Source organism: Geodermatophilus sp. TF02-6, from assembly GCF_003319115.1.
Classification (GTDB): domain Bacteria; phylum Actinomycetota; class Actinomycetes; order Mycobacteriales; family Geodermatophilaceae; genus Geodermatophilus.
The window spans coordinates 50693-65730 of sequence record NZ_QOHF01000016.1; the positions used below are offsets into that span (position 1 = coordinate 50693).

9 protein-coding genes and 2 pseudogenes are annotated in these 15038 nt (G+C 76.4%); 3 read left to right on the forward strand and 8 right to left on the reverse strand.

Features of this window, described 5'->3' with window-relative positions:
• Positions 1-258 (reverse strand): AAA family ATPase, encoded by a 258-nt coding sequence (locus tag DQ238_RS24445; protein WP_370447522.1) that lies wholly within the window; start codon positions 256-258, stop codon positions 1-3.
• 3 nt (positions 259-261) lie between these two features.
• Positions 262-689: pseudogene (locus DQ238_RS24250) on the reverse strand (ATP-binding cassette domain-containing protein); the annotation flags it as partial.
• 233 nt (positions 690-922) lie between these two features.
• Here DQ238_RS24250 and DQ238_RS15220 point away from each other — a divergent pair.
• On the forward strand, positions 923-3016 hold the full coding sequence (locus DQ238_RS15220) for a DUF222 domain-containing protein (RefSeq protein WP_158550802.1): 2094 nt from the start codon (positions 923-925) through the stop codon (positions 3014-3016).
• Between the two features lie 139 nt (positions 3017-3155).
• Here DQ238_RS15220 and DQ238_RS15225 read toward each other — a convergent pair whose 3' ends face one another.
• The 6 genes and pseudogenes from DQ238_RS15225 to DQ238_RS15245 form a co-directional block, all read right to left on the reverse strand.
• Entirely contained in the window at positions 3156-3716 is a 561-nt protein-coding gene (locus tag DQ238_RS15225; RefSeq protein ID WP_233495994.1) for a GNAT family N-acetyltransferase, read from the reverse strand.
• A 168-nt stretch (positions 3717-3884) separates the two neighbouring features.
• Positions 3885-4148 (reverse strand): annotated as a pseudogene (locus DQ238_RS24450) (helix-turn-helix transcriptional regulator); the annotation flags it as partial.
• Between the two features lie 95 nt (positions 4149-4243).
• Complete coding sequence (locus DQ238_RS15230; RefSeq protein ID WP_113782125.1) at positions 4244-5482, reverse strand: glycosyltransferase family 4 protein; 1239 nt, start codon at positions 5480-5482, stop codon at positions 4244-4246.
• A 10-nt stretch (positions 5483-5492) separates the two neighbouring features.
• Positions 5493-6416, reverse strand: a complete 924-nt coding sequence (locus tag DQ238_RS15235; protein WP_158550804.1) for a bifunctional 2-polyprenyl-6-hydroxyphenol methylase/3-demethylubiquinol 3-O-methyltransferase UbiG — start codon at positions 6414-6416, stop codon at positions 5493-5495.
• Entirely contained in the window at positions 6413-6973 is a 561-nt protein-coding gene (locus tag DQ238_RS15240) for an acyltransferase (RefSeq protein WP_113782127.1), read from the reverse strand. The genes DQ238_RS15235 and DQ238_RS15240 overlap by 4 nt, the downstream gene beginning before the upstream one ends.
• Positions 6973-8244, reverse strand: a complete 1272-nt coding sequence (locus DQ238_RS15245) for a glycosyltransferase (RefSeq protein ID WP_158550805.1) — start codon at positions 8242-8244, stop codon at positions 6973-6975. Before DQ238_RS15245 ends, DQ238_RS15240 begins: the two co-directional genes overlap by 1 nt.
• Positions 8245-8567: 323 nt before the next feature.
• Between DQ238_RS15245 and DQ238_RS15250 the strand changes: the two genes are divergently transcribed.
• Together DQ238_RS15250 and DQ238_RS15255 are read left to right on the forward strand one after the other, a co-directional pair.
• A complete protein-coding gene (locus DQ238_RS15250; RefSeq protein WP_113782129.1) occupies positions 8568-9383 on the forward strand; it encodes a beta-ketoacyl-ACP reductase in 816 nt (271 codons plus the stop codon).
• 49 nt (positions 9384-9432) lie between these two features.
• Positions 9433-15036, forward strand: coding sequence for a carboxyl transferase domain-containing protein (locus tag DQ238_RS15255; protein WP_113782130.1), 5604 nt, complete (start codon positions 9433-9435; stop codon positions 15034-15036).
• Positions 15037-15038 lie beyond the last annotated feature (2 nt).

The following is a 15038-nucleotide window of genomic DNA, read 5'->3' on the forward strand; positions in this document are numbered from 1 at the left end:
TCACAGCTCCTGGACCAGCGCGGCGGCGTCGGCCGCGTCGACCAGCCGGCACGCGTCGTCGGCCACGGTCAGCACCCGGTCGGCCACCGCGCCGACCAGGTCGGGGTCGTGGCTGGCGAACAGCACCGCGGTGCCGGCGTCCCGCCGCGCGGCGAGCCGGGTCGCCAGCCGGGCTCGCATGCCGGTGTCCAGCCGGCGCTCGGGCTCGTCGAGGAGCAGCAGCCGCGCCGGGCGGACGAACGCCGCGGCCAGCGCCAACCGCCGCCGCTGCCCCGAAGACAGCGCCGAGGGCAGCGCGTCGACCCGGTCGGCCAGGCCGAACGCCGCGATCTCGGCGTCCACCACCTGCTCGGCGGCGACGACACCGTGCCCGCGGGCGGTCAGCAGCAGGTGCTCGCGGCCGGTCAGGGCGGCGAAGAAGGCGTCGTCGTCGAGCACCGCGGCCACGTCGCGGCGGAAGCCGGCCCGCCGCTCGTCGACCTCCTCGCCCGCGAAGACCACGGTTCCTGCCAGGGGGGGAGCAGCCCGGCCAGCGTCTGCAGCAGGGTCGACTTGCCCGAGCCGTTGGGCCCGACGACGGCCAGCGCCCGGCCGGCGGGCAGGTGCAGGTCGACCGGTGCGCACACCGGGACCTCGCCGTGGCCGACGAGGAGCTGCTCGGCCACCAGCACGCCGGTCGGGTCGCCCATGGTCGACCAACGTAGGGGTCACGGACGCCGTCCCCCGGCGCGGGACACCGGCCGGACACGGGTTGGCCCCGGCCGGACACGGCATCGTTGGTTGACGCGGTCGTGCCCGGCTCCGGCTCCCTCCGGAGCGGCGACCTCGTCAGGCTGTCCCCGCAGTCCCTGGTCGGCTCTCACCTGCATGTTCGTTGTACCCGGTCTTGCATCGTCTCGTATTCGAACGTATGATCGAGTACATGGCGGACGGGGTTGCGGTCGAGGAGGGCAGCTCCTCCCGCGCGCCGTCCGCCGTCATGTCCTCTCCGTCGGTGGGCTGGGCGTCGGGTCCGTTGGGGGCGGTGCAGGCCGCCGATCGGGAGATCGCCCGGCAGACCGCGCGGCGGGCGCGGGCGGTGGCCGCCTTCGCCGCGACCCGGCCGGCCACCACCGACCGCCAGCAGGGTGAGCGCGGGGCGATGTCGGCGGAGCGGTGGGCGGCGCGGGCCGAGGTGCTGCGGCCGGTCAGCGAGTGGGCCGCACCGGAGCTGTCGGTGGCGCTGAGCATCACCGCGCAGGCCGCGGAGGCCGAGCTGGAGCGGTCGCTGACGCTGGTGCAGCGGCTGCCGCGGGTGCTCGATGCCCTGGAGGACGGGGTGCTGCACCCGGGGCATCTGTGGTGCCTGCTCGAGCACGTCGCCCCGATCGGCGACGAGCGGCTGCGCGTCGAGGTGGAGGCCGAGCTGCTGGGCTGGGTGCGCGGTCGCTCGGTGACCACGCCGGCGCAGCTGGGTGACAAGGCCCGCCGGGTGGTGGCCCGCCGCGATGCACGAGCCGCCGCGCGCCGGCTGGCCACGGCACTGCGCGAGCGCGGGATCAGCCTGCGCCCGGAGCGGGCCGAGGGGATGGCCGCGCTGACGGTGGTGTGCACCATGCCCGAGGCGCAGGCGCTGTACCGGGCGCTGGGCGCCTACGCCGACGCCCTCGCCGACGCCGCCGATGGCGAGGAGACCCCGCGGACGCGGGGGCAGAAGATGGTCGACTGCCTGCTGGACCTGGTGCTGCGGCCCGGGGAGGGCGAGCTGCCGCCGGTGCAGGTGTTGCTGACCGTGGTGGCCTCCATCGGCACGCTGCTCGGCGGCGACGCGCCCGGTGAGGTGGACGGGCAGCTGGTGCCCGCCGAGATGGTCCGCCGGCTGGCCCGCGCCTTCGCCGGCCTCGACCCTCGACCCACTGCCACCGATGCCGGCCCGGCCGGCTCGGACACCGCTGCACCGGCGGGAACGTCCGCCGCGACGACCTCCGGCGGCGCCGGGCCGGACCTCAGCGCCGGCACCACGGCCGACACCGCCACCGCATCCGACGGGGATCCGGACGACACCGAGGGCGGCCCGGTCGATCGGGCCCGCGACCAGCTCAGCGCGGATGAGTTCGACCGCTGGCTCGACGAGCTGACCGGCCGCGCGTTCGGAGACGCCCCCGCCTCCGGCGAGGCGGGCTGGCCGCCAGGGCATCCGCCCGACCCGTGCGGGTGCGGCGACCCCGACGACGCCCGTGCGTGGGAAGAGCCGGACACCGACAGGCCATGGGGACGAGCGGACACGCCGGCGGAGTCTGCACCGGAGGTCGGACCCCCGCTGGAGCCCACGGGCACACCCACGGATGCTGAGGATGCGGGCGGTGGCTGGTGGGCGGCAGCGGATCGGGCGGTCGAGGACGCCGGGACGGCGGTGCACGCCGCCCGCCTGGCCCTCGGGCGCGCCGAGCGCATGGTGCGCACCGCGCAGCGCGCCGACGCCGCCGACGAGGCCACCTGGCAGGCCAGTGCGGCCGGGCGGGTCACCGCCGCCGGCGACGCGCTCGGCGCACTGGCCGCCGCCGCGGAGGCGCAGCGGGAGGAGCTGGCCGCGCTGCTGGCGGCCACCGCCGGCGGGGGGCTGGCCGAGCGGCCCCGGATCGCGGTCACCGATGCGGTCAGCGGCGCGCTGCTGGCGCTGACCGACCTGCCCGGGCTGCGCCGCGCCGGCGCCTGCGGCCGACCGGCTTGCCGGCGCACCCCCGAGCGCTGCGGCCACGACCTGTCCGGGCGGCCCGGCCTGGGCCCGCCCCAGCCCACCGACGGCTACCGGCCCGACGCCGAGCTGGACGGCTACGGGCGCGCCCGGGATCGGCGGTGCCGCTTTCCGGGGTGCCGCCGCCGGGTGCCCGCCGGCGGCCAGCTCGACCACGTCCACGCCTGGCCGCACGGGCCCACCGCAGCGCGGCCAACCTGGCCGGCTACTGCGGCACCAACCACCGCGGCAAGCACCAGGCCCCCGGCTGGCGCTACCAGCTCGACCCCGACGGCACGTTGACCGTCACCACCCCCACCGGCCTGACCGCCACCACCACCCCACCGCCCTACTGAACCGCCGCCGGCGGAGCTCGGGCGACCGCGCCACCAGAGGTGTGCAGGGCTCCGCCTCCCGCTGTTCGGAGCACGGCACGGGATCGCTACCGGGCCACCCACTGGTCCCGCATGAGTGCGTACTCGACCTCGCCGAACTCGCTGTCCGGCAGCGGCTCGTCGACGTCGAGGACGAAGGTCCGGACGTACTCCAGCCCGACCGAGGTCATCGTCGCGCGGGACGCGGCGTTGACGGCCATCGTCTCGGCGAAGACCCGCACCAGGCCCAGGTCCTCGAACCCGTGACGGACGAGCTCGCGCGCGCCCTCGCTGGCCAAGCCCCGGCGCCAGTGCCGGCGCAACAGCCGGTAGCCCAGCTCGGCCTGCCCGACGGCCGGGCCCTGATCCGGGCGCGTCGGTGGCTCGAGGGCCCACCAGCCGACGAACTCGTCGTCGGCGAGACCCACCCAGGACCCCAACCCGGGCACGCGGTCCGCGACCGCGAGGCGGTCCCGGTGCAGCTGCTCGACCTCCCGGCGACTGCGCGGCCGGCCGGCCAGGTAACGCACCACCTCCGGGTCGGAGTCCAGTTCGACCTCGTGCTCGAGGTGCTCGTCCGACAGCGGCAGCAGTCGGAGGCGAGCGGTGTGCAGCACTGCCTGACCCACGCGGGCATCCTCACCCAGGACCTCCTCGCACCTCCTGCCTCCGCTACGGACGGCCGGTGACGGCGCGCGAGGTGATCCCGCCCGGGCGGTGCCCCGGCCGATGCCCGCCGGACACGGACGATCAACGGCCGGAGACCGGGAAGCCGGCGTCGTGGCGGCGACGATCGCGCCGGCCCGGTCGCGGGCGCCGAGCTCGGTGAGGATGACCGACACGTGGGACTTCACCATCCGCTCACCCGTGCACAGGGCAGCGACGGCGATCTGGGAGTCGCTCGCTCCGCGGCGGACCAGGTGCAGCACGTCCTCCTCCCGCGGGGTGAGCCGCAGCAGCGACCGGGCCTGGCGGCGGAGGTCGCCTGGCGTCCGCGGCCAGGGCCCGGGCCGACACGCGCAGCAGCACCCGGGGGTCGGTCCAGGCGCCACCGCGCTCACCCCGGCCGTGCTCGCCCTCCCGTACGCCGCCCACCCCGACCACCGCCCGCAGTGGCGCCCCTGAGCACCGGTGGGCCCGCGGCCGAGGACGGTGATCAGCAGCGGGGACGGCGGCCCGCCACGTCCACCAGCTGCTCGGCGATCTGCCCGACGACCGCGGACGGCGAGTACCGGGCGGCCCGCCGCTGCAGCTCGCGAGCGACGGCGCGCCGGTGGTCCGGGTGGGCGAGGAAGTGCCGCAGCCGCTCCTCCAGCCCCTGCTCGCCCCACTCGTAGAGGACGTCGGGGTGGTCGCCGCAGATCTCCGGATAGCTGCCCAGCCGGGGCAGGATGCAGCAGTTGCCCGTGTACATCGCCTCGAGGGTGGAGACGCCGAGGCTCTCGTGGGTCGCGGTGGACACCTGCAGGTCGGCGTCCCACAGCGCGGCGAAGTACTCGTCCAGCGGCAGGTCGTGGCCGAGGACCACCTGCTCCGGGAACCGCTTGGCGAGGTCGGCGATCGCCTCGCCGCCCGGCTGCTCCGGCGCGAACTCGCGGGTGACCAGCACGGCGACGTCGGAGCGCGGCAGCACGCGGGACATCACCCGGGCGAACAGGTCGGGGTTCTTGCTGGACACCGGGGCGTGGTTGAAGACCACGGTCGGGTGGGTCGGCCGCCGCTCGGTGCGGCGGGCGTCGACCCGGGCGGCCTCTATCCGGGCGGTGTCGATCCGGGCGGTGTCGATCCGGGCGGCGTCGATCCGGGCGGTGTCGAGGGGCAGCCCGACCACGGCGGCGTGCCGGTCGACGTGCTCGGCCACCGCCGGGGCGAACGCGCCGATCGTCTCCCGCAGCGTCGTCCGCATGTACTGCGAGACCAGCAGCACCCGGTCGAGGACGTGCAGGTTGGCCAGGTCGGCCAGCTCCATCCCGGGGTAGGCCTCGGTGCGGAAGGTGTCGGTGGGGTCCCAGTGGCTGCCGTGCGTGTAGCCGACGAGGGGCACCGGCCGGTCGAGGTCGAGCAGCATCCGCCGGATCTCGACCGGGAAGGCCGCGAAGGCGTGGAAGCAGAAGACGGCGTCGGGCGGGTCCTCGACGAGGGCGTCGAGCACCCCGCGGTAGGTCGACAGGATCCACGCCAGCCGGCCCACGGCACCCCCGGACCCGCCCGGCGCGGGGTCGATCCGCGGACGGACGACGTCGAAGCCGAGCGCGCAGAGCCCCTCGCGGATCGCCGTGGACGCGGTGATGCCGTACCCGATCGCGTCGCTGGACGGCGCCCCTGCGCTCGGGTCGGCCACCGTGTAGCCGTCGAGGTAGAGCAGCCGCAACCGGTCGCGCGCCTGTCGGTCCATGGGCGCGGCCTCACCGGGCGCCGGCGGCGGGCTCGCCCCCGCGCACCTCGTACCCCAGCACCGCCTTGTATCCCAGCACCGCGTAGTCCTGCGGGCCGAACAGCCGCTGCGTCACCAGGTCGCGCAGCCCGGCGCAGCCGTCCGCGCCGCCGGTGAGCGCCGGCGGCGGCGTCGCGGGGTTGCGCGGCCGCACCTCGACGTCCACGAAGCCCTGTGCGCTCATCAGGAACTCGGTCAGCGCGGGTGGCAGCGGCACCCGGTGGGTGGGGTCGTTGTGGAAGTCGCACGCGGCCATGACCAGGTTGGTGGGGTTGGGCGTCTCCAGCAGCAGGCAGCCGCCGGGCCGCAGCGCCTCCCGGGCGGCCTCCATCAGCGCCAGCAGGGCCTCGGTGGGCAGGTGCTCGGCGAGGTGGAAGGCGGTCACCACGTCCACCGAGTCCGGCGGGAGGGACCGCAGGTGGGCCAGGGCGTCGCCGACCTCCATCGCGAGCCCCCGCGCCCGGCCGGAGGCGACGAAGGTCGCACTCGCGTCGACGCCGCGGGCGGGCACCCCGGCTGCGCGCAGCAGCTCCAGCCACTCCCCGCGGCCGCAGCCCAGGTCCAGGACGCCGCCGCCCCCGGCCAGTCGCTCGACGTCGGGCAGGTAGCCGGCCAGCTTCGCGCTCACCTCGGCCGGAGAGCCGCGGAAGCGGTCGGCGAAGTCGGCGTAGACGGCGGCGAAGCGGGGTCCGGCCCCGTCGCCGTCCGGCTCGCCCCGGCCCCGCTCCCGCAGCCGGTGCAGTTCGGACTCCACCGCCTGCAGCCGGTCGGAGGTGTCGCGCAGCAGCCGGGTCAGCTCGTGCACGGAGCGGGCCAGGTCGGCGACCCGGCGGTCCGGGTCGGGGCCGGCGTCCCGGCCCGGGGGCGGGGCGCCGTCCGCGGCCTGCGCGCTCACCCAGCCCCCAGCCGGTCGGCGGCACCGGCCGCGGGGTCGGACGGCGGGGGAGCCGGCTCCTCCGGCCGCGGGATCTCGCGCAGCACCCGCGCCGGGCTGCCCGCGACGACCGTGTAGGGCGGGATGTCGCCGAGCACCAGCGACCCGACGCCCACCACCGAGTGCGCGCCGATCCGGCAGGGGCCGACGACCACGACGTTGCTGGAGAGCCAGGCCCCCTCCTCGATCACCACGTCCCGGCCGGACCGCGGGACGGCGACCTGGCGCTCGGCGCCGAACTTCCGCCAGTCGTGCGTGCCGGTGAGCACCGAGACGTTGTGGCCGAAGAAGGCGTACTCGCCGATCGTGACCTCCCCCGAGGAGAGGTTGATCAGGGCGTTGTTCAGGATGGCGGTCGGGTGGACGTGCAGGCGCTCGGGGTCGCCGTAGACCAGCGGCCGGAACAGCGCGGGGTCCTCGGTGTCGCGCGCCCCCGGAGGGCGGCCGTCGGGCCGAGCCCGGGACAGCAGCGCGAGCCCGCGGCGCGCGGGCGCGGTCAGACGGTCGACCAGAGACATCAGCGTCCCTCCCTGCCGCCGCGGTGCGCCCGGGGGCCGCTGGCTCCCCGTGCGCCCGGCGGGCGGCTTCCCCGGATCAGCTCGGTGTACGTGCGGGCGTGGAACCCGGCGATCTGCGACCACGTCCAGCCGGCCGAGCGCGCCGGCCCGGCCGCGGCCAGCCGCGCGGCCAGGGCACGGTCGGAGAGCACCGCGAGCAGCGCGTCGGCCAGGGCGGCAGTGTCCCGCGGCGGCACCCGCAGGACGCCGTCGACCTCGGTGGGCCGGTCGAGCACGCCCGGCGGCGCGGTGGCGACGGTCGGGACCCCGTGGCCGAGCGCGGCGAGCAGGGAGCCGGACTTGGCGGTCACCCCGGCGTCGAACGGGAAGACGGCGGCGTCCGCGCCCTGCAGCAGCCCGGACACCTCCTCCGCGGGCAGGTAGCCGGTGACCGAGACGGCGTCGGCGACCCCGCAGCGGCGGGCGGTGTCCTCGAGCCGGCGGCGCATCGCCGTGGCGGCCTCCTGCCGCACCGAGTGGCTCTGCTCGCCGCCGGCGAGGACGAGCCGGACCCCGGGCAGCACCCGGCGGACGGCGGCGAGCGCCTCGATGAGGCGGTCGAGCCCCTTGACCGGGTGGAGGAAGCCGAAGAAGACCACGAGGGCGGCGTCCCCGGGCAGGCCCAGCCGGGCGCGCAGCGCCCCGCGGGGGTCGGCGCGGCCGGCCCGGGGCACCGGGATGTTGGAGGCGATGGGCAGGAACGCCGCCTCGCGGCCGGGGCAGCGGGCCGCCACCACCTCGGCGTGCTCCGGCGCGGTCACCAGCAGGCGGGCCGCCCGCCGCGTCAGCGCCAGCGTCTCCCGGTCCACGCCCCACCGGCGCTCCGCGGCCGACCAGGCGGCCGCGCGCAGCGGCCCGCCGACGCCGTCGGCCGTCCACACGCCGTACTCGTGCAGCGTCGCGACCACCGGGACACCGGCCGGCAGGAGCAGCGGCAGCAGCCCCACGGCCCGGGAGAAGCCGAAGGCCGACGGCGCGAACTGCACGTGCACCACGTCCAGCGACAGCCGCGCGAGGATCCGGGCGGCGCGCAGCACGCCGGGGACGCCCCAGCCGTCGGTCACCCCGACGACCTCCTCGGTGCGGGTCCCGGCGTACCGGCGCGCGGTGCACACCAGGGCCTCGCACCCGCCTGCCCGCAGCCCGCCGGCGAGGTGGCGGGTGTAGTCGGCCACGCCGTCGCGCGCCGGGTCGAAGTGCCCGCACACCAGTCCCACGCGCAGTCGACCCACCGTCACCCCCTTCCGCGGTGCCCGGTCCTGCCCGCCGCCTCCGCCCGGTCCCGCCGGGCGGCCTCCGGACCGCCGCTCCGGACCGCCGCTCCGGACCGCCGCTCCGGACCACCGCTCCGGATCATCGCCGCGGACCGGCGGGGTTGACCAGGCCCGGCCGCGCGGCTCGCCGTCCGGCCGGGAACCGCCTCTCCCCGTTGCCATGTGGGCCCGGTCACAGCATGCTGCTGCCGTACCGGTGCCGGCGCGGTGGCGGCGTGGTAGACCGGCGTCGGACCTGGAACGAGACGGACGCACCCTCTTGCCCTGTCGAGGAGGACCCGGTGACAGCGACCCAGGAACGCACGATCAGGACCGGTGACAAGCTCCTCGGCCGGGTGGCCTTCGTGACCGGCGGGACGCGGGGGATCGGCGCGGCGATCTGCCGCAGCTTCGCCGCGCAGGGCGCCGACGTGGCCGCCGGCTACAGCGGCAACACCGAGCGGGCCGAGGCGTTCGCCGAGGAGTTCGCCACGGCCTACCCGGACAGCCGGATGACCGTGCACCGCGGCGACATCGCCGACCCCGACGACTGCCGCCGCACCGTCACCGAGGTGATCGAGCAGCACGGCCGGCTCGACATCCTGGTCAACAACGCCGGCATCACCGCCGACCGCACCGTGCTGAAGATGAGCGACCAGGACTGGCGGCGGGTGATCGACGTCAACCTCTCCGGGGCCTTCTACCTGTCCCAGGCCGCCATGGCGCACATGCTGGAACGAGGCAGCGGGCGGATCGTGATGATCTCCTCGGTGATCGGGGAGACCGGCGGCATCGGCCAGGCGAACTACTCCTCGGCCAAGGCCGGGCTGCTCGGCCTGACCAAGACCCTGGCCCGCGAGGCCGCGATGCAGCTGCAGCGCAGCGGCAACACCGACGGCGTCGGCATCACCGTCAACGCCGTCACCCCGGGCTACACCGCCACCGAGATGCTCGCGACGGTGCCCGAGAAGGTGCTCGACGGGCTGCGGTCCAAGATCCCGCTCGGCCGGCTGGGCGAGCCGGAGGAGGTCGCCCGCGTCGTGCACTTCCTCGCCGCCGACGCCTCGGGCTACATCACCGGCCAGGTGTGGGGGGTCAACGGCGGCCTCGACATGTGACCCGGAGGTCCGCCGCCGTCCGCAGGGTCCACGAGGGGGAGGGGCTCGGGTGTTCCAACGCATCGCCGTCGTCAACCGCGGGGAGCCGGCCGTCCGGCTCATCCGCGCCGTCCGGGAGCTCGACGCCGAACGGGGGAGCACCGTCGAGGGAAGGGGGAGCGCCGGGCGGGGGACCACCGCGCAGCCCGGCACGCGGACCCGGGTCATCGCCCTGCACACCGAGGCCGAGCGCCGGGCGACCTTCGTGCGCGCCGCCGACGAGGCCGTCGTCCTGCGCGAGACCGGGGCGGGCTCGCCGTACCTCGACCACGCCGAGCTGGCCCGCGCGCTGCGCGTCGCCCGCGCGGACGCCGCCTGGGTGGGCTGGGGGTTCGTGGCCGAGGACCCGGCGTTCGCCGAGCTGTGCGCCGACCTGGGCGTGACCTTCATCGGCCCACCGCCGGAGGCGATGCGGCTGCTGGGCGCCAAGATCGAGGCCAAGGTGCTCGCCGAGGAGACCGGCGTCCCCGTCGCGCCGTGGAGCCGCGGCCCGGTCGAGGACGAGGCCGACGCCCGCCGGCACGCCGCGGCCATCGGCTACCCGCTGATCGTCAAGGCGCGCAGCGGCGGCGGAGGGCGCGGCATCCGCGTGGTCCGCTCCGAGGCCGACCTCGCCGACGCCCTGACCCGCACGCGGACCGAGGCCCAGCGCGCCTTCGGCGACCCGGTCGTGTTCGTGGAACGGCTGGTCGAGGGCGGCCGGCACGTCGAGGTCCAGGTGATCGCCGACCAGCACGGCACGGTGTGGGCGCCGGGCGTGCGCGACTGCTCGGTGCAGCGGCGCAACCAGAAGATCCTCGAGGAGTCCGCCTCCCCGGCGCTGGCACCCGCGCAGGACGCCGCGCTGCGCGAGTCCGCGATCGCGCTGGTCAAGGCCGCCGGCTACGTCGGCGCGGGCACGGTGGAGTTCCTGTACCAACCGCAGGAGGAGCTGACCACCTTCCTGGAGGTCAACACCCGGCTGCAGGTCGAGCACCCGGTCACCGAGATGACCACCGGGCTCGACCTGGTCAAGCTGCAGCTGCACGTCGCCGCCGGCGGCCGGCTGGAGGGCGCCCCGCCCGCCGCCGTCGGGCACGCCGTCGAGGCGCGGCTCACCGCCGAGGACGCCGAGGCCGGCTTCGCCCCCGCGCCCGGCCGGGTCGAGCTGATGCGGCCGCCCACCGGGCCGGGCGTGCGGGTGGACACCGGCATCGGCGTCGGCGACGTCATCCCGCCGCAGTACGACTCGATGATCGCCAAGGTGATCGCGTGGGGCCGGGACCGCCCCGAGGCGCTCGCCCGGCTGCGCGTCGCGCTGCGGGACACCACCGTCGTGCTGCGCGGCGGCACCACCACCAAGTCGTTCCTGCTCGACCTGCTCGACCGGCCGGAGGTCGTGGCCGGCACCGCCGACACCGGGTGGCTGGACCGCGCCGGAGCCGTCGACGGCACCCGGCCCGCGGAGAACGCCTGGGTGGCGCTGGTGCAGGTCGCCGTCGACCTGGCCCGGGCGGAGGAGGACCGCGAACGGCAGGCCTTCCTCGCCTCGGCGCGCGGCGGCCGGCCGCGGGCGCCGCGCGAGGTGGGCCGTCCCGTCGAGCTGGGCCTGCGCGGGCAGGTGTACCGGCTGACCGTGGCCACGGTGGACCGCGACCGGTACCGCGTCGAGCTCGACGGCCGGGTCGTCGACGTGGAGGTGGACCGGACCGGCCCGCTGGAGAGCCGGCTGACCGCGCTCGGGCGGCGGTACTCCGTCGTGGCCGTCGAGGCCGCCGGCTCGCACCTGGTCGAGGTCGACGGGCACACCCACCGGGTGACCCCGGACGCGGGGGGGCTCGTGCGGGCCCCGGCGCCGGCCGTGGTCGTCGCCGTCCGCGCCGCACCGGGGGAGGAGGTCGAGGCCGGCCAGGCGGTCGTCGTCCTGGAGAGCATGAAGATGGAGACGGCGGTGCGGGCGCCGTTCACCGGCCGGGTCCGCGAGGTGCTCGCCGCGGTCAACTCCCAGGTCGACGCCGGCGACCCGCTGGTGAGCCTGGACCGGGCCGGCGGCGACGCGGAGGAGGCCACCGGCGAGCGCGTGACGCTGCCTAGCGCGGACGACGCCCCGGCCGCCGACCCCCGGTCCCGGGCGCTGGCCGCGCTGACGGCGCTGCGGGCGCTGGTCACCGGCTACGACGTCGGCGCCGCCTCCGCCCGGGCGCTGGTCGCCGAGTACGGCGCCGCGCGCGCCGAGCTGCCGGTCGACGACCCCGACCTGCTGCGCGGCGAGCTCGCCGTCCTCACCACCTTCGCCGACCTGGCCGAGCTCTCCCGCAACCGGCCGGCCAGCGCCGAGGAGGAGGCCGACACCCAGGTCCACAGCCCCCGCGAGCACTTCCACGCCTACCTGCGCTCGCTGGACGTCGAGCGGGCGGCCCTGCCCGAGGGCTTCCGCGCGCGGCTGCGCCGGGCGCTGCGGCACTACGACGTCGACGACTCCGACCTCGAGGGCGCCGAGCCCGGCCCGGCCCTCGAGGAGGCGGTGTACCGGGTCTTCCTGGCCCAGCAGCGTGTCGCCGAGCAGCTGCCCGTCGTGCAGGCGCTGCTCGACCGCTGGCTGGCCGCGGGCCGGCCGCCGGAGGGCCCGGCGCGTGCGGAGGTGGGGGAGGTGCTCGACCGGCTGGTCGTCGCCACCCAGCTGCGCTACCCGTCGGTGGGCGACCTGGCCCGGGCCGTGCGCTACCGGTACTTCGAGGAGCCGGTCGTCCGGCAGGCCCGCCAGCGGGTGCTCGACGAGGCCGGCCGGCTGCTCGACGAGCTCGACGAGGCCGGGGCCCGGGGCGACGCGGCGGAGCAGATCCGGCGGATGGAGGCGCTGGTCGCCAGCCCGGAGCCGCTGGTCCGGCTGCTGGCGCAGCGGTTCGACCGCGCCACGGCCGTCCCGGACCCGGTCCTGGAGGTCCTCACCCGCCGCTACTACCGCAGCCGCAGCCTCGAGGACGTGCGCTCCTCCCTGCTCGACGGGGACACCTGCGTCACCGCCGAGTACGACCTGAACGGCGCCCGGCTGCACCTGGTGGCGCTGATGACCGACCGGGCGCGGCTGCCCGAGGCGCTGCAGGCGCTCACCCCGCTGCTGGCCGACCGCGCCGACCTGGTCGTCGACCTCTACGTGAACTGGCCGGACCGCCCGACCGACGCCGACGCGCTGGCCGGCGAGCTCGCCGGGCTGCTCACCGAGGTCGCGCCGTTGCGCACCGGCCGCCGGGTGACCGTCACCGTCTGCACCCCGACCGGCGACGTGGAGACGGTGACCTTCCGCCCGTCGGCGGACGGCAACCCGACGGGGGAGGGCGACCTGACGGGGGGGAGCGGCGGGCGGGGAGCGCTGGCCGAGGAGCGGATCATCCGGGGGTTGCACCCGCTGACCGCGCAGCGGCTGGACCTGTGGCGGCTCAAGAACTTCGACGGCGAGCGGCTGCCCTCGGCCGAGGACACCTACCTGTTCCACGTCGCGGCCAAGGACAACCCCAACGACGAGCGCCTCGTGGCCATGGCCGAGGTGCGCGACCTGACCCCGCTGCACGACGAGGCGGGCGAGGTCGTCGGCTTCCCCACCGTCGAGCGGGCGCTGACCTCCTGCCTGGACAGCCTGCGGCGGGCCCAGTCGCGGCGGCGCTCGCGCCGCCCGCTGGAGCACAACCGGGTCCACCTCTACGCCTGGCCGTCGATCGAGGTGCCGCTGTCGCAGGTGGCGGCCTTCGCCCGCACCGCCGCGCCGCTGACCCTCGGCGCCGGGCTGGACCAGATCGTGCTGCTGGCCCGGTTGCAGGAGGAGGAGGGCTCACCGCCGCGCGACGTGGCGCTGCGCTTCTCCTACCGGCCCGGCACCGGGGTGCGCATGGAGGTCACCGACCGCCCGCGCGAGCCGATGCGCCCGCTGGACGACTACACCGCCAAGGTGCTCAGCTCCCGGGCCCGCGGCGCGCCCTACCCCTACGAGCTCGCCCCGCTGCTGGCCGGCCCGGACGGCTCGTTCGTCGAGCACGACCTCGACGAGGACGGCCGGCTCGTGCCCGTCGAGCGCCCGCCCGGGCAGAACACGGCCGGCATCGTCGTCGGGCTGGTGAGCACCCCGACGCCGCGCTACCCCGAGGGCATGACCCGCGTGGCGCTGTTCGGCGACCCGACCAAGGCGCTGGGCACGGTCGCCGAGCCCGAGTGCGCCCGGGTGGTCGCGGCGCTGGACCTGGCCTGCGAGCGGGGCATCCCGGTCGAGTGGTTCGCGCTGTCCTCCGGCGCGCGCATCTCCATGGACAGCGGCACCGAGAACATGGACTGGGTCTCCCGGGCGCTGCGCCGGATCATCGAGTTCACCCAGGCCGGCGGCGAGGTCAACGTCGTCGTCACCGGCATCAACGTCGGCGCCCAGCCGTACTGGAACGCCGAGGCCACGATGCTCATGCACACCAAGGGCATCCTGGTGATGACGCCGGACAGCGCGATGGTGCTCACCGGCAAGCAGTCCCTCGACTACTCCGGCGGGGTGTCGGCCGAGGACAACTTCGGCATCGGCGGCTACGACCGGGTGATGGGCCCCAACGGGCAGGCGCAGTACTGGGCGCCCGACCTCACCGCCGCCCTCGAGGTGCTGTTCGCCCACTACGAGCACACCTACCGCGCGCCGGGGGAGCGCTGGCCCCGCCCGGCCCCCACCACCGACCCGCGCGACCGGGACGTGCGCAGCTACCCGCACCGGCACCCGGCCAGCGACTTCACCACCGTCGGCGACGTCTTCTCGCCGATCGCCAACCCGGAGCGCAAGAAGCCCTTCGACATCCGCACCGTCATGCGCGCGGTGGCAGACCAGGACCACCCGGTGCTGGAGCGGTGGGCCGGCATGGCCGACGCCGACACCACCGTCGTCCTCGACGCCCACCTCGGCGGGCACCCGGTGACGGTGCTCGGGGTGGAGTCCCGGCCGATCCCGCGGCGGGGCAGCCACCCGGCCGACGGCCCCGACCAGTGGACGGCGGGGACGCTGTTCCCCCGCTCGTCGAAGAAGACCGCGCGGGCCATCAACGCCGCCAGCGGCAACCGGCCGCTGGTGGTGCTGGCCAACCTCTCCGGCTTCGACGGGTCCCCGGAGTCGCTGCGGGAGATGCAGCTGGAGTACGGCGCGGAGATCGGCCGGGCCATCACCAACTTCGACGGGCCGATCGTGTTCTGCGTGGTCTCCCGCTACCACGGCGGCGCGTTCGTGGTGTTCTCCGGCGTCCTCAACGAGGGCATGGAGGTGCTCGCCGTCGAGGGCTCCTACGCCTCGGTGATCGGCGGTGCCCCGGCGGCCGCGGTGGTCTTCTCCCGCGAGGTGGACAAGCGCACCGCCGCCGACCCGCGGGTGCGCGAGCTCGAGGCCGCTCTCGGCTCGGCCGACGCCGTCGCGCAGGCCCAGCTGCGGGCGGAGCTGGCGAGCGTCCGCAGCGCCGTCCGGTCGGAGAAGCTCGGCGAGGTCGCCGCCGAGTTCGAGGCCGTCCACGACATCGAGCGCGCCCGCCGGATGGGCTCGGTGCACGCCATCATCCCCGCCGCCGAGCTGCGGCCCCGCCTCATCGCCGCCGTCGAGCGGGGGATGGAACGCACCCGACGGTGACC